This window comes from Acinetobacter sp. YH12046 (genome assembly GCF_013419905.1).
Classification (GTDB): domain Bacteria; phylum Pseudomonadota; class Gammaproteobacteria; order Pseudomonadales; family Moraxellaceae; genus Acinetobacter.
Map to the genome: position 1 here is coordinate 252,441 of NZ_VOZF01000001.1, position 16,014 is coordinate 268,454.

A 16,014-nucleotide genomic window follows, 5' to 3' on the forward strand; every position below is an offset into this window, starting at 1 on the left:
AGAGTAAACAATCAGCGAAAGTTAACCCATACGGTAGTTTGGCGCTTCTTTGGTGATGGTTACATCATGCACGTGAGACTCAGACATACCGGCAGATGTGATTTTCACAAACTTGGCATTTTGACGAAGTTCATCAATCGTTGCAGAACCAGTATAGCCCATAGAAGAACGCAGACCGCCCATCATCTGATGCACGATATTGCCCATTGGGCCTTTGTACGGTACGCGACCTTCAATACCTTCAGGAACCAGTTTTTCAGCACCGGCTTTAGAATCCTGGAAGTAACGGTCAGCAGAACCAGTTGCACCGGCCATCGCACCCAAAGAACCCATACCACGGTAAGCCTTGTAGTAACGGCCCTGGAAGAATTCAACTTCGCCCGGTGCTTCTTCAGTACCCGCCATTAATGAACCTACCATGATGGTACTTGCACCAGCGCCAATCGCTTTTGCCATATCACCAGAGAAACGGATACCACCATCAGCAATCAATGGAATCTGCTCTTTCAATGCACGTGCAACAGAATCAATTGCAGAGATTTGCGGCATACCAATACCAGCCACAATACGAGTTGTACAGATTGAGCCAGGACCGATCCCCACTTTTACGGCGTCCGCACCCGCATCAAGCAAGGCAAGCGCAGCATCACCAGTGGCGATATTACCGCCAATCACTTGAACTTGTGGGTAGTTCTGTTTGACCCAGCGTACACGCTCGATCACACCCGCAGAGTGACCATGTGCAGTGTCCACAACGATCACATCTACACCAGCATCAACCAGTGCTTCTACACGGCTTGGTGTTTCAGCGCCAGTACCAACTGCTGCACCTACACGTAGACGACCTAGATCATCTTTACAGCTATTTGGATAAAGTTCCGCTTTACGGAAATCAGTTACCGTGATCAAGCCTTTTAATTCATTGTTTTCGCCGACAACGATCACTTTTTCAATACGGTTTTTTTGCAATAAGGCCTGAATGTTTTCTTTCGATTCGCCTTCACGCACAGTCACCAGACGGTCTTGGCCAGTCATGATATTGCTAACCGGCTGTTCCAGATTGGTTTCAAAACGTGTATCACGACCTGTCACGATACCAACCACTTTACCGTCTTTAACCACGGGTACGCCACTGATGTTATTCGCTTGAGTTACAGCGATCAGTTCACGTACTGTAGTTTCTGGGGTAACTGTGATCGGATCTTTCACCATACCGGCTTCAAATTTTTTCACACGGCGTACTTCTGCGGCCTGGGCAGCAATATCCATGTTCTTGTGCAGAATACCGATACCGCCATTTTGTGCCATCGCAATTGCCATACGTGACTCAGTCACAGTATCCATAGCTGCTGAAACAAGTGGGATATTCAGGTTAATGCCGCGAGTCAGGCGTGTCTTTAGAGAGACATCTTTTGGGAGAACAGTAGAGTAGGCAGGGAGTAATAGGACATCATCGAAGGTTAACGCGTCTTGAACGATGGTCAACATAACAGTCTCACTGGTAATTTCCGTGCGCTATTATAAACAAATTTAGCTCTAAATTTCATTGCAATTGCAAAATTTATTTTGTCTAAATCTGGACTTAGATTTAATCCGAATATCTAAACCTGTAAATTTGACTATTCAATCAACAATTTAAATATGCCAGAGTAGTCATCATATTTATTTGCTTTACAAAATCCCTTACTAATTTTTTCTCCCATAAAAAAAGCAGAGTCCATACCCTGCTTTTTAAATCTTGAGTTTGAATTTAGCTCACCCGTTCGAAATTATCATCATTTTCGGCTTCATCCGGCTTAATCTGGATGAATGGAATCATATTGTGTGCCATCCGTGCTTTATTGCACTGGGCATCAGCGATCTGCACTTCTTTACAGGATGAGCTACGTAGCTCGTACATGCCGCAACTCACCTGCTCGCCAATCTTGCCTTCTAGCGCAACACAGCGCGGATTTTTCTGATTGGTTCCCGCCATGCATGAATAGACCGAGGTGACAGGCTCAGTATAGTGCTCAGGCATGGGAATCCCCTCTGCCCAATAAAATGAAACCCTGAAATAGGCGCAACATGCGCCACAACTTAAACATGCATCTTGTGTAGGAACTTGAGACAACATTTCTTATAAATTCTCGTCATCAAAAACAGTTTTTTTGCCGGCGGAAAATATAAAAAATGTTGTTTTTCTACTCAAGAAAAAATTTAAAATTTTCTTGAACTATTCAGGACAAGTAAAAACAGTTTCATCCATTAAATCAGTGCCACATTCCAGTGTTTCAATCCAGTCCAGAAACTGGTTAATCTGTTCTTTACCCACAAATGGTGTTCCATGTTGTGGCACAATCATGTCTACATCCATGGTACGTACCATCTGTACCCATAAACGAATCACCTTGTTATTGCACATATAGCGCTGGTGAAATCCTTTCATTTTCGGAATGTGCGCTGCAAAATTTTCCAGTGGCTTTGAAGCATCCTCGACCATTGACGCCCCCATATCACCAGAAAACAGGATCTTGGCAATCGGGTCATAAAACTGGAAATTACCGACTGAATGTAAAAAGTGCGCTGGAATAGCAATAATGCTGGATTGACCGAGTGGAATGATCTGACCATGATCCGGCAATTCAACCAGACGATCCAGCCAGTTACCTTTCATACGGTCACTCATAAAGGCTGAATTCAGATGCGGCAAGAAACGCGCCCAGAGCTTGGAAGCGACGACTTTGGCTTCGGTATAGACCAGCCAGCGCGGCATGGACGTAATAATGTCCGGATCCTGATGCGATGCCATCACATAATCCAGATTGCTTAACCGGGTATAGCGGTTCAGTTCCATGGTCAACGGTACATAAGTTAAATCACCGCCCGGATCAAGTACTGCAGCACGCTCATTGTCTAAAATCAGAAATTGGTTTGCCTGGACACCTTCACCTTTAACGAGACTGGTAAAACTAATACATTTATGTGTCCCATTATCAAACAAGACTTGCGATGTGGTGCGCTCGAAGGCCATCAGTAATCCCCAATTTTTTTCGTTTAGGATGGTTTTTCTATAGGCATATAACATATAGGGAATTAAATGAACTTACAATCAATAAAACTGGATATATCACTTTATTTATCAGTAAATTGAGCACAATTTCACAATAAAAAATCCCGAGTTTTTAGCTCAGGATTTATACGAAATTGATTTTTATTTTTAAAATAAATAATGTTGTGCCAAGGTGCCCACACCGATGATCAAGAAAATACTGGCGCCAATTTTATGAATCAGGCCGATTGGAAGTTTATTCGCCAGTTTATCACCGATAAATACCGCAGGTGCGTTGGCAATCATCATTCCGACGGTAGTACCCATCATCACCCAAAGCACACTGTCAAAACGTGCTGCCAGTGCCACTGTCGCAATCTGGGTTTTATCACCAATTTCAGCCAGGAAGAACAGCACAAAAGTCGCACCAAACACGCCGTACTTTTGCCATTTATTGATACTGTCGTTTTCATCCCCTAATTCATCCGGAATCAGCATCCAGATTGCCATCCCAATAAAACCGACTGACACGATCCACAGCAAAATTTCTGGCCCAATAACGGTAGTGACCCATTGCCCCAGGGCTGCTGAAAGACCATGGTTAATCAGGGTTGCCAGTAAAATTGCAATTAAAATCGGTGTCGGTTTGCGGAAACGTGCTGCAAGAAGCAAAGCCAGTAACTGGGTTTTATCACCCATTTCGGCAAGTGCAACGATGGCCGTGGAAAGCAGGAATTCGTACATGCGGTCTTTCTCTGGCTGGCATTTTCTACCGATGATTCACCCTTCCCGCCAGCCAAAATCTGCAGAATGGTAAATCAAAGGTCTTGCCAACAAAAGAAAGCTTCGAGAAGCTTATTTGGTTCTTTGCTATGATGACCATGCCCTGTTGAGCAAATATGTTGACCATCACCCTTCTGCTTTGCGCAAAAGGCGGCTACTCCCCAATGAAGTGCGCCCATTATAGCCAAGCGTGTTTATATTTACAAATTGTCATATAAAAAAACCCTGCCGGAGCAGGGTTTTTATTTTCATACATTCATGAATCAGATCAAGAGTGTACGAATATCCTTTAACAGCTTGGTCAGCTTATTGGTAAAGCGTGCAGCATCGGCACCATTAATTACGCGATGGTCATAAGATAGTGACAGTGGCAGCATCAAACGTGGATCAAAGCCCTCCCCATTCCATACCGGTTGCATGGTCGCAGGAGAAATACCCAAGATCGCCACTTGCGGCCAGTTCACCAACGGCGTAAATGCTGTACCGCCAATTGAGCCCAAGCTGGTGATGGTAAAGTTCGCACCTTGCAGATCTTTAGGTGATAATTTCTTATCACGCGCTTTCTGGCTTAACTCACCGAGCTCAATAGCGATCTTCTTGATCGACTTCTGGTCCGGGTTACGTAATACAGGAACAGTCAGACCATCTGGCGTCGCAACCGCAATGCCCATATGGATCTCATTCCGTAGCAATACCGATTTACCGTCATCAGACAGGTGACCGGCAAACTCACGCTCTTCTTTGAGCAGATAAGCTACAGCCTTGATAATGAAAGCCATGATGGTCAGGCCAATACCTTCTTTTTTGAAGTTGCCTTTCAGCTCATTACGCCAAGCTTCCAGCTCAGTGATATCGGCTGCATCAAACTGGGTCACTTGTGGGATGTAGTTATTTAACGATAACTGCGGAATCGAAACCTGTTGCAGACGCGTCAAGGCTTTCTCTTCTACCCCACCAAAAGCACTGAAATCAGGCAGTTTTGGCAAGCCAGCAGGAGCTGCAGCTACCGCAGGTGCAACTGTTGTTTGCGGTGCAGTCAGGCGATCTTTCACATACGCAAACAGGTCTTCTTTCATTAGACGCTCATGCGGACCAGAAGCTTTCACTTCTGCCAATACCACACCCAGTTCACGAGCCAGTTTCCGCACAGCAGGACCAGCATAAACTTTGGCATTGGCAGCGTTCTGCTCTTTGGTGAGCTTGTCTGCACTATGCGTTTCAGGCGTCGCAGCAGCAGTGTCAGCTTTTGGCGCTGCGGCTGGTGCAGGTGTAGCTTTGGCTACAGGTGCTTCTGATTTTGTCGCTGGAGCTGCAGCAGGTGATGCTTGTCCTTCAGCTTTAATCGTAATCAGTGCCACACCTTCAGAAACACTCTGGCCCAGCTCAACATGAATCGCCTTAATCACTCCGGCAGTCGTGCTCGGCACTTCTACTGTCGCTTTATCCGATTCGACCACGATGATGCTCTGGTCTTTCTCCACCGTATCACCGACCTGTACCAGAATTTCTGCTACAGCAGCCTTGTCTACACCCAAGTCAGGTACTTTTACTTCAATATCGCCTGCAGGGGATGCCACCTGTTGTGGTGCTGTTTCAGTTTTGGCTTCAGGTGTTGCTTGAGCTTTTGGCTTTTCTTCTGCTTGAGGCGCTGCTTGCTCAGCAGCTGGTGCTAAATCTGCAGTTTTCACTGTCAGAATCAGCACCCCCTCTTTGACTGAATCACCTTCCTGAATATGAATCGCTTCTACAGTACCTGCAACTGTACTTGGTACTTCAACTGTTGCTTTATCCGATTCAACCACGACCAGGCTTTGATCAACTTCAACTTCATCGCCAACCTGAACCAGAATTTCACCCACCAGGGCCTTTTCTACGCCAATATCCGGCAATTTCACTTCTACAGTAGATGTAGAAGCCGATTGAGAGGCCTGTTCACTTTGGCTAGAGGCTTTAGGCTGATGTGCCGCCACTTCCTGCAGGATTTCCTCATCAGGCAATTCAGTTGGGGTATTTTCCGAAGTTTTGTCAGCAGCATCAGCTTCCTGACTTTCTACCGTACCGACATCATCTTCAGCCTGCAGTTCAATCAGGACAGTACCTTCAGATACTTCATCACCCTGATTGATCAGGATGTTTTTGACCACACCTGCTGAAGTGCTTGGCACTTCAACAGAGGCTTTATCCGATTCCAGCAGCACAATACTCTCATCTACAGAAATGGTATCGCCCACCTTCACCAGGATTTCTGCCACAGTTGCCTTATCTACACCAATATCTGGAGTCGTAATTTGCATGATTAGTTCTCCTCTTTGTAGTCAGCAACAGCATGCAGTTCCGGGGTCGCCTGTGGCGCCCAAGCCACCGGACGATCAGTATCTAACTCAAAGCTAGAGATCGCATCTTTCACTAAACGTGCATCGACTTCACCTTCATCTGCCAGCTTCTTCAAGGTTGCTACGACAATATGTGCAGCATCGACACCAAAGTAGCTACGCAGGTTGCCACGGGTATCTGAACGGCCATAACCATCGGTACCCAAGGCTACGAATGGACGGCTATCTGGAAGATAGGCACGGATCTGTTCGCTATAGGCACGCATGTGATCGGTGGCCGATACCACAATACCGTCCTTGTCACGTAACTGCTGAGATACCCATGGTTCTTTCGCTTCTTCAGCCAGAGGATGCAGGCGGTTATATTCCTCACATGCCATACCATCGCGAGCCAGTTCATTAAAGCTGGTCACGCTCCAGACATTGGCATGAATCTGATATTCCTCACGCAGGATTTTTGCAGCCTTGACAACTTCACGCAGAATCACACCTGAACCCATCAACTGAACCGTCGCTTTCTCGTCTTCTTCCAGCAGATACATACCACGTTTGATGCCTTCTTCTGCACCTTGCGGCATTGGTGGATGTTCGTAGTTTTCGTTCATCAGGGTCAGGTAATAGAACACACGTTCCTGATTCACATACATACGTTGCAGACCATCATGCACGATCACGGCAAGCTCATAGCCAAAGCATGGGTCATAAGAGACACAGTTTGGAATGGTGTTGGCCAGAATATGCGAATGACCATCCTGATGCTGCAAGCCCTCACCATTTAAGGTAGTACGGCCAGCGGTTGCACCTAGCAAGAAACCTTGCGCCTGTGCATCACCTGCTGCCCAGGCAATATCGCCAATACGCTGGAAGCCGAACATTGAGTAGTACATGTACATCGGGATCATTGGCAGGTTATTGGTTGAATAACTGGTCGCCAAGGCTGCCCATGCACTCATTGCACCGGCTTCGTTAATCCCTTCTTGCAGCATGTGACCGTCTTTGGCTTCACGGTAATGCATCAACTGTTCCTGATCTTCAGGGGTATATTGTTGACCATGCGCTGCATAGATCCCCAATTGACGGAACATCCCTTCCAGACCAAAGGTACGCGCTTCATCTGGCACGATCGGCACCACACGGTCCTTAATTGCTTTCTCTTTTAATAATGCAGAGATGAGGCGAACCATGACCATGGTGGTGGACTGTTCTTTACCGTTTGAACCTTTAAGCACAGCATCAAATACAGAAAGTTCAGGAATCGGTAAAGATTTGCTTTCTTTGCGACGTGCTGGCAGATAACCACCCAGTGCCTCACGGCGTGCCTTCATATATTTAATTTCAGGCGAATTTTCACTTGGGCGGTAGAATGGAATTTCTTCCAGTTGTTCATCAGTAAATGGCAAGTTGAAACGGTTACGTACGTATTTCAACGATTCCAGCTGCATTTTCTTGATTTGGTGGGTCTTGTTCACCGCTTCAATTTCATCAGACAGACCATAACCTTTTACGGTTTTCGCCAGAATGACCGTTGGTTGACCTTTGGCCTTGGTCGCTTCTGCATAGGCAGCAAAGACTTTGTACGGGTCATGACCACCACGGTTCAGATTATCGATATCTTCATCGCTCAGGTCTTTGACCAAAGCTTCTGCTTCTGGATATTTACCAAAGAAATGTGCGCGTGCATAAGCACCACCTTTCACCTGATAGCGCTGATAATCACCATCTACTGCTTCTTCCATAATCGCTTTGAGTGCACCAGATTTGTCTTTATCCAGTAGCGGATCCCAATGACGACCCCAGACAACTTTAATCACGCGCCAGCCAGCACCACGGAACAATGATTCAAGTTCCTGAATGATCTTGCCATTACCACGTACCGGGCCATCCAGACGCTGCAAGTTACAGTTCACTACCCAGATCAGGTTGTCCAGCTTCTCACGACCCGCCAGTGAGATCGCACCCAAGCTTTCCGGCTCATCCATTTCGCCATCACCCAGGTACGCCCAGACTTTACGGTCTTCTTCCTTAATCAAGCCACGGTTCATCAGATACTTTTGAATATGCGCCTGATAGATCGACATGATTGGACCCAGGCCCATCGATACCGTCGGGAACTGCCAGTAGTCTGGCATCAAGTAAGGATGAGGATAAGAAGGCAGACCTTTGCCGCCGACTTCACGACGGAAATTATTCAGATGCTCTTCAGTTAAGCGGCCTTCTAGAAATGAGCGGGCATAAATCCCCGGGGCACAGTGACCTTGATAGTAAATCAGGTCGCCACCGAAGCTGTCGTTATTGGCACGGAAGAAATGGTTAAAACCCACATCGTATAAAGTGGCAGATGAAGCAAAGCTGGCCAAGTGACCACCTAAGTCATCACCGGTTTTATTTGCGCGAAGCACCATTGCCAAAGCATTCCAGCGGATCAGCGCGCGAATACGGCGCTCCATGTCCTGGTCGCCCGGCATCGCAGGTTGTTCTTCTACAGAAATAGTGTTTAAGTAGGGAGTATTTAAACGCTGAATAGGAACATGTTTGGCAATTGCGCGTTGATAAAGTTTTTCAAGTAAAAAGGCGGCGCGCTCGGTTCCCATGTGCTGCAAAACGGAGTCAAAAGCGTCTTGCCATTCTTGGGTTTCTTGAGCGTCGGTATCTCCATAAAACGCCATAATCTACAGTTCCTGAAAGCCAAATTGATCACTTATATGTATCATATTTACGGCTTATGCAGGTATGGCTCTGGCTGAATGCGGTTCTGGAGTACTATTTATTATCTAAATATCCATTGACACTTTCTTACACAAAGTAACAAAAAGAAGTCAATAATGGCGATTTTTTATACGACAGTTATAATTCTCGGTGATAATATAATATCTAAAAGCAATTAGACCGAACTCCTTCTCTACTCCCTAGAAGAAATGTTCAGCCTAATTGCCTTAAAAGCGGTTTGATTGATTTTTTATGAGTATCAAGTATCAGACGTATTAAAGTATTTCAGTTATTTTGAGCAAAGCTATGCTTAAGGCAACATTGCTAAATAAGTTGAAGGATTTTTACGTTGACCGTCTTTTACTACTTCATAGTGTAGGTGAGGACCTGTACAACGACCTGTACAACCTACATTCGCAATATGATCACCAGCTTGCACCTGATCTCCCACACGTGCAATCAAGCGTGAAGCATGGGCATAACGAGTAAGGTATCCATTACCATGGTTAATTTCGACATACTGACCATAACCTGTACCCCAACCCGATTTGGTTACGATACCAGGACCAGTTGCATAGATCGGTGTACCGCTTGCAGCCGCCAGATCTAGACCTGAGTGATTTTCAGCACGACCACCCATGGTACGGCCGCCAAAATTTGAGCTGACACGTTTCATGTCGGGTAATGGATGAGCCACTAACCACGAATAAGGATTATTTGAAGATGCAACTTTACTGGATGAAGAATTGCCATATTTTTGAGCAATGGTCTGATTATTCAGTTCAACCGGTTTTTCACGTAGCTGAACATTTAATTTAGTTTGTGCGGGAATATCAATATCTTCAGGATGGGTATAAGAACCCTGCGATAAAGTACGTGTTAACTGCTCAAGACGGTCAGGTGTAGCATCTTGTTGATTCAGATCCACTAAATCTGCAAAAGCTACTGAAGCAGCTGAAACCGAAATAGAAAATGCCAATAGGATACGTCGCATAGGCATATGCATAAAAAACCTCTCTAAACTGCTAATCGAGTTTCTTGAAGATCTCTTCCTTGATATCCACTTTAAGAAGCGCATAAGATTAAGACATAAACATGTAGGAATTATGTATGTCGGAACCTGTCAACGTCTTTCAAAAAACAAGAAAACAGATAAAAACAGGAAACTTTTCGTTTCTCTCATCACAAGTTTCTGCATGGCAGAAGCTTACGAAACTCGTACAACCGCTATTGCCTCAACCCGAACAATGGCAAGTTGCCTGCTATCAAAATGGTGTGTTAACGATTACTGGTGAAAACCAAGCCATGATTTCTCAATTGGCCTATCTTCAAAAGCAATACATCTCACAACTCTCTCAAATAAACGAATTAAAAGATCTCACTAAAATCCAGGTTTGCTTAAGGAATCCATCCCCTGTTCAACCGGTTCCAGAAAAATCTGAAAGAGCCTTGAGTCCAGAAACACAGGAATTACTTCGCGGTGCTGCTGACTTTATAAGCGACCCTAAGCTTAGCCAAGCTTTACTACGTTTGGCAAGCAATAAAAAGTAACATTGCAATGAGATGTAATAAATTCCAATGTTGTTTTTATGTGACAGGTGTCACATTAGATGCAGCTAAGTTATAACACAAAGACACAAAGACAAGGACTTATGTCACAGTTACATAACTAATTGGACATTGAGTTACGTCATCAAATGTTACAATTTCATAGCTGCTTGGGTCACTTTTCACGTTACGCAATAGTTGATTATTCAAAGCATGCCCTGATTTGTAACCATCAAATTTGGCAATAATCTGGTGGCCTAGCAGGTATAAATCACCAACTGCATCTAGAATTTTGTGGCGTACAAACTCATCCGAGAAACGCAAACCTTCTTCATTGACTACGCCGGTTTCATCTACACCGATGGCATTTTCCAAGCTTGCACCCAAAGCCAGATTATTGGCTTTCAAGTAGTCAAGGTCTTTCATAAAGCCGAATGTACGCGCTTCACTGACTTCATAAACAAAGGTTTCTGTAGAAAAATCGATGCTGGCAGATTGATGTTCTTTTTTAAAGGCAGGATGATCAAAATCAATAGTGAAATTTAGCTGAAAGCCGTCATGTGGGCTGAAAATCGCCCGTTTATCATCGATCAGGGCTTCAACAGGTTTAATAATTTTAATAAATTTCTTTGGTGCATCTAGTTCTTGCAAGCCGCCCTGCATGAGCAGATAAATGAAAGGTCCGGCACTGCCATCCATAATGGGAACTTCTGAAGCTGACACTTCAATAATCAGGTTATCAATACCCAGTCCCGCAATGGCGCTCATCACATGCTCAATCGTACCCACTTTGGCATTTGACTGAACCAGATTCGAACACATGAAAGCTTCCTGAATCAATAAGGCATCCGCAGGAATATCGACAGGTGGATCCAGATCAATACGACGAAACACAATGCCCCCATCGGCGTGGTGTGGCACAAAGTTAATCATAACCTTCTGCCCACTATGAAGACCGATTCCGCTCGCTTTCACGATACGTTGCAGGGTACGTTGTTTCAACATGCTTTTTATCATCTGTTCACCAATAAAACCGCTATACGTTAGCATATTTGGCCATTGATAAAAAACAAAAGGTGGCTCTAAAGCCACCTTTTCTGTGCAATCATCGTAAACACATGCTGTTACATATTATTTGCGCTGTTGATTTTTAAGATAATCTTGGATGCTCATTGGCGTTGGACGCGGACTAGAAACTGAAGCGGCAGGATTAGCTGCTGCACCTGCTTCATTTTGCTGGCGCTGAATTGCCGGTACATCATCATCTTCAACTACTGCCTGTGATGATGATGGACGTACTGCCTGTACATTCGCACGTTTAGTCGGCTCAACCGAATCTGCAGCATGGCGAGTCAAACCAGTCGCAATCACCGTTACACTGATTTCATCACGTGCATCCGGATCAAATACTGTACCGTAGAAGACCTGACCTTCATCCAGATCCACGATCTGGTTTACAACATCAGTAATTTCTTCGATTTCACCGAAGGTTACGTCATCACCACCCGTCACGTTAATCAGAATACCTTTGGCATTCATGATGGTGACGTTATCCAGTAATGGGCTGCGAATCGCCTGCTCTGCTGCCTGACGTGCACGGTTTTCACCACGACCCAAGCCTACCCCCATCATGGCATAACCACGTGTACTCATTGCAGTTTTCAGATCGGCGAAGTCAAGGTTAATGTGACCAGGACGTACCACCAGGTCAAAGATACTACGTACCGCATTCAACAGTACATCATCCGCTTTTTTATATGCATCCTTCATTGAAATATCACGGAAGACTTTCAATAGACGCTGGTTTGGAATGATGATCAGAGAATCTACATGCTGTTCTAGTGCTTCAATCCCCTTCTCAGCAGATTGCAGACGGCGTTTACCTTCAAAGTTGAATGGCGTAGTTACCACACCAACAGTGAGGATACCCATTTCTTTGGCAATTTCAGCAACGACTGGCGCAGCACCAGTACCTGTACCACCACCCATACCGGCAGTAACGAATACCATATCGGTACCTTCAAGCTGCTGGCGGATCAGTTCACGGCTTTCTTCTGCTGCCGCTTGACCGACCTGTGGATTTGCTCCAGCACCCAGACCACGTGTACTTTGCTCGCCCAGCTGAATTTTAAATTCGGCTTCCATGCGATCCAGTGCCTGTTTGTCTGTATTGGCACAGACGAACTTTACGCCCTGGATATCGGACTGCAACATATGCTGTACAGCATTACCACCCGCACCACCTACACCAAATACAGTGAAACGGGCTTGACCATTGCTATCGCTATGATCTTCTTCGAAAAATTCAAATGAGGCCATGACCTATAAAATTCCTAATTCATAATTGGCAGTCACTAAGCCCGTATACTGCCTTAATCTTGATAAAAATTGTTTTTAAGAATGCTGCTCAAGCAAGCACTTGTCAAGTACAAGCCCGATTAACTACAACTTCCCAACAATATTCACAATAAAAATCTCTTAAAAGATCGCTTTTAACGTTTCGTTAAAACCTGACCATGCCCGTTTAATGCGCTGTGTTACTGATAACTTGTCCCCGTCTTCGGTCTCAACGAGGGTTTCCTGGGTATCACTCTGGCTAAACATCAGCAAACCAGCCACTGTTGCGTACTGGGAACGACGTAAAGCCGCCTGGTGCTGTTCATCTGCATAGACCTGTACCGGCGGATTGCCCAGATGTGCAGATACACCCAAGGTACGGCGTACAAAGCTGACCATACCTTCAATCTGACTGGCATCACCAGTCAGCACCACACCATGATACAGTCCCTGCATCGCGCCATGGTTCACCAGTTCATCACGCACCAGACCCATGATTTCTTCATAACGCGCCATGATAATTTCAGTCAGTTCAATCCGGCTAATGGTTTGTGGTCCATCAATGCCCTGGAACTGAATCATATGCTCTGGTTTAACCACTTTTAGGTCAACACAGCCATAGAGCAATTTCAGACGTTCTGCTTCTTCTGTCGTGGTCTGTAAAACTGCTGCAATATCACGGGTCACATGTTCACCGCCACGCTGAATAGTATGGGTTAACGCCAAACGGCCATCCAAATAAACAGCAATATTGGTGGTTCCCGCACCGATATCTACCAGACACACGCCATATTCTTTTTCATCTTTCAGCAGGCTGGCTTCAGCAGTAGCCAGACAGGACACCACCATTTTCTCCACACCGATATTGGCCCCTTTTAAAGCGCGGTCAATATTCTGCATAGTGCTGATCGGTAACATCATCAAATGATAATGTCCCGTCATGCTATGTGCCGACATACGGATCGGGTTGAGTACCCATTCCGGCGCATCATCCAGCTCGAAGCCTAAAGGCACCGCACTGACCAGATAATGATCTGAGGTGACATGACTGGCTTTGGCCAGCTCAAGTGCCCGTACCACTTCACTGGTCGTAATTGAATGTTCACTATTATCAATGGTGGTACGACCCGAGGCATAAAAGCTTTTTAATTCAGCACTTGGGATCGAAATCCACGCAGAATGCACACGACATTCAGCCATATCTTCCGCTTCTTGTACGGCGTTTTTAATGGCGGTAATGACTTTATCGAGACTGACAATTTTTCCTTTATTCATGCCTCGGTTACGAGCGGTCGCCATCCCAATCACTTGGATATTGTCTGGCGCGTGTACCTTACCAATCAAAACTGAAACTTTGTGTGTCCCAATGTCAATCGCCACAACCGAGGGAACAGCTTCACTCATTATTAACTACTACCATTACGTGTTTGTTAGATTTATGGCTTTATAAGGCCTCTAGTTTTTAAAGCCGGTCATTATGGCTTTACTGTTACATTATTCTCAACGCCCGTGTCATTAATGGTTACAATAAATTGACCATTTACAATTTTAGGCGGAATTGAATTTTTCCATTGAATCGCCAATCCATTACGATAACGCAGGTCAATCGCTGAAATTTTTGACCATACCGGTTTTAGTTCGCTATAGGACAGATGACTCAAACGTTGCAACTTGCTCATGGTCTGGTCTTTATCGACAATCACACGCAAACCTGAATCAAACTGCATAAACCACGTCATTCGTTCAGTTAAATATAATTCTTTTAAACGAATACCTTGTGGTAAAAATAACTGATTGATTTCATTATAACGTCGCATCATGGTTTCTGCATGGCTCGCCGGCCCATGTAGTAACGGTAATGCCTGATAATTCTTGGGTGTGACTTCCGTAAAAATCACACCACTGTCACTTAGTAAACGCCCTGTTCCCCAACGTGCAATGGCATGATGCGGCATTACCCGCACATGAATTTTGTCTGGCCAGGCACGAGACACTACGACACGATCCACCCAAGACAATTCCAGTGCGCGGTCACGAATCGATTCCAGGTCCGAAGTAAAATAGTTTTCAGTCACAATCGGTGAAACGTACTGCATGACCTGACGCTCTTCAGCTGCTGTACGCGTTCCTGCCACTTTCAGCTCTGCTACCTGAGCATCCGTCATCACCTTGTATAGGCCAAAAATCCCAAAAGCCAGCACCACCAGCGCGACACACAACAAGGCCCAACCACCCAGGTTGGTTAGTTTCTCTTTGCGTGTCGGCGGCTTGTCGTGAATTGAGGTAATCGCAGCACGTTTACGGCGCATGGTTGCTGGGAGTTGAGCCATAACTTAGTGTGCCGCACCGTTTAATGTTTGTTCCAGAATCGCTACACAGAGCGCATCAAAACTATAGCCGACGGCTGCTGCCGCTTTTGGTACCAGAGAGTGACTGGTCATCCCCGGAACTGTATTCACTTCCAGCAACCAGAAATTACCCTGTTCATCCTGCATTGCATCAATACGGCCCCAGCCACTTGCACCCACTGCCTGGAAGGCACGTAGAGCCAAGGCTTGCAATTCTTTCTCTTCAGACTCGCTTAAGCCACATGGAATGCCATATTCCACATCATTACGCTGATATTTAGCTTCATAGTCATAGAAAGCCACATCTTCTGGCGGTTGCAGACGAATGACGGGTAGAGCCTGACCATTCAGAATCACAATGGTAAATTCACGGCCTGTGATCCATTTCTCTGCCATAACCACGGCATCATGTTCAGTCGCTTTGGCAATCGCATCGGCAAAGTCTTCTACTTTTTCAACTTTACTCATGCCAATACTCGAACCTTCATGTACAGGCTTAATGATCAGCGGCAAATCTAAAGCAGATACAATTTCTTGCGCATTCGAGTTCTTGGTCACGATACGGTATGGCGCAGTAGGTAATTCTGAACCCTGCCAAACCTGTTTGGTTTTGACTTTATCCATACCAATGGCAGAACCCTGTACGCCTGTACCGGTATATGGAATATTCAACCATTCCAGCGCACCCTGAATCTGGCCGTCTTCACCGCCACGACCATGCAATACCACAAACGCACGATCATAATTTACTAGCTCGGTAACACTACGCTCTTGTGGATCAAACGCTTCTGCATTGACCCCAGAACGCACTAATGCCTCAAGTACGGCGGTTCCACTATCTAGCGAAACCTCACGCTCTGCAGATTTACCACCCAGCAATACGGCAACTTTTCCGAATTTTGAAGCATTTGACACGTTTATATCCTTA

General features: G+C 45.5%; 13 protein-coding genes and 1 riboswitch. Of the genes, 1 reads left to right on the forward strand and 12 read right to left on the reverse strand.

What is annotated here, in order from left to right:
* Positions 1–21 precede the first annotated feature (21 nt).
* The 7 genes from guaB to FTU03_RS01185 form a co-directional block, all read right to left on the reverse strand.
* The gene (gene guaB / locus FTU03_RS01155) at positions 22–1,488 is read right to left on the reverse strand and encodes an IMP dehydrogenase (RefSeq protein ID WP_179991924.1); all 1,467 of its coding nucleotides are present in this window, start codon (positions 1,486–1,488) and stop codon (positions 22–24) included.
* 262 nt (positions 1,489–1,750) lie between these two features.
* Positions 1,751–2,116 (reverse strand): YkgJ family cysteine cluster protein, encoded by a 366-nt coding sequence (locus FTU03_RS01160; RefSeq protein WP_179991923.1) that lies wholly within the window; start codon positions 2,114–2,116, stop codon positions 1,751–1,753.
* Between the two features lie 99 nt (positions 2,117–2,215).
* A complete protein-coding gene (locus tag FTU03_RS01165) occupies positions 2,216–3,013 on the reverse strand; it encodes an MBL fold metallo-hydrolase (protein ID WP_159123793.1) in 798 nt (265 codons plus the stop codon).
* 186 nt (positions 3,014–3,199) lie between these two features.
* Positions 3,200–3,775, reverse strand: a complete 576-nt coding sequence (locus FTU03_RS01170; protein ID WP_159123792.1) for a TMEM165/GDT1 family protein — start codon at positions 3,773–3,775, stop codon at positions 3,200–3,202.
* A gap of 73 nt (positions 3,776–3,848) precedes the next feature.
* Positions 3,849–3,989, reverse strand: a riboswitch (yybP-ykoY riboswitch).
* 88 nt (positions 3,990–4,077) lie between these two features.
* Positions 4,078–6,108, reverse strand: coding sequence for a 2-oxo acid dehydrogenase subunit E2 (locus FTU03_RS01175; protein ID WP_179991922.1), 2,031 nt, complete (start codon positions 6,106–6,108; stop codon positions 4,078–4,080).
* A 2-nt stretch (positions 6,109–6,110) separates the two neighbouring features.
* Positions 6,111–8,813 carry a pyruvate dehydrogenase (acetyl-transferring), homodimeric type gene (gene aceE, locus FTU03_RS01180; RefSeq protein WP_179991921.1) on the reverse strand — a complete coding sequence of 901 codons (2,703 nt, stop codon included), beginning with the start codon at positions 8,811–8,813 and terminating at the stop codon, positions 6,111–6,113.
* Positions 8,814–9,163: 350 nt separating this feature from the next.
* Positions 9,164–9,853 carry a M23 family metallopeptidase gene (locus FTU03_RS01185; protein ID WP_034170247.1) on the reverse strand — a complete coding sequence of 230 codons (690 nt, stop codon included), beginning with the start codon at positions 9,851–9,853 and terminating at the stop codon, positions 9,164–9,166.
* Positions 9,854–9,963: 110 nt separating this feature from the next.
* Between FTU03_RS01185 and FTU03_RS01190 the strand changes: the two genes are divergently transcribed.
* Positions 9,964–10,404, forward strand: coding sequence for a DciA family protein (locus FTU03_RS01190; protein ID WP_004781492.1), 441 nt, complete (start codon positions 9,964–9,966; stop codon positions 10,402–10,404).
* A gap of 99 nt (positions 10,405–10,503) precedes the next feature.
* Here FTU03_RS01190 and lpxC read toward each other — a convergent pair whose 3' ends face one another.
* The 5 genes from lpxC to FTU03_RS01215 all read right to left on the reverse strand — a co-directional run bounded on the left by lpxC (position 10,504) and on the right by FTU03_RS01215 (position 16,001).
* A complete protein-coding gene (lpxC, locus tag FTU03_RS01195; protein ID WP_034170289.1) occupies positions 10,504–11,406 on the reverse strand; it encodes a UDP-3-O-acyl-N-acetylglucosamine deacetylase in 903 nt (300 codons plus the stop codon).
* A 126-nt stretch (positions 11,407–11,532) separates the two neighbouring features.
* Positions 11,533–12,720, reverse strand: a complete 1,188-nt coding sequence (gene ftsZ / locus FTU03_RS01200; RefSeq protein ID WP_179991920.1) for a cell division protein FtsZ — start codon at positions 12,718–12,720, stop codon at positions 11,533–11,535.
* A gap of 159 nt (positions 12,721–12,879) precedes the next feature.
* Entirely contained in the window at positions 12,880–14,142 is a 1,263-nt protein-coding gene (ftsA, locus tag FTU03_RS01205) for a cell division protein FtsA (protein ID WP_159123790.1), read from the reverse strand.
* A gap of 71 nt (positions 14,143–14,213) precedes the next feature.
* Positions 14,214–15,068: a cell division protein FtsQ/DivIB gene (locus FTU03_RS01210; protein ID WP_179991919.1), complete on the reverse strand. Its 855-nt coding sequence runs from the start codon at positions 15,066–15,068 to the stop codon at positions 14,214–14,216.
* Between the two features lie 3 nt (positions 15,069–15,071).
* Positions 15,072–16,001 carry a D-alanine--D-alanine ligase gene (locus FTU03_RS01215; protein WP_179991918.1) on the reverse strand — a complete coding sequence of 310 codons (930 nt, stop codon included), beginning with the start codon at positions 15,999–16,001 and terminating at the stop codon, positions 15,072–15,074.
* Positions 16,002–16,014: the final 13 nt, after the last annotated feature.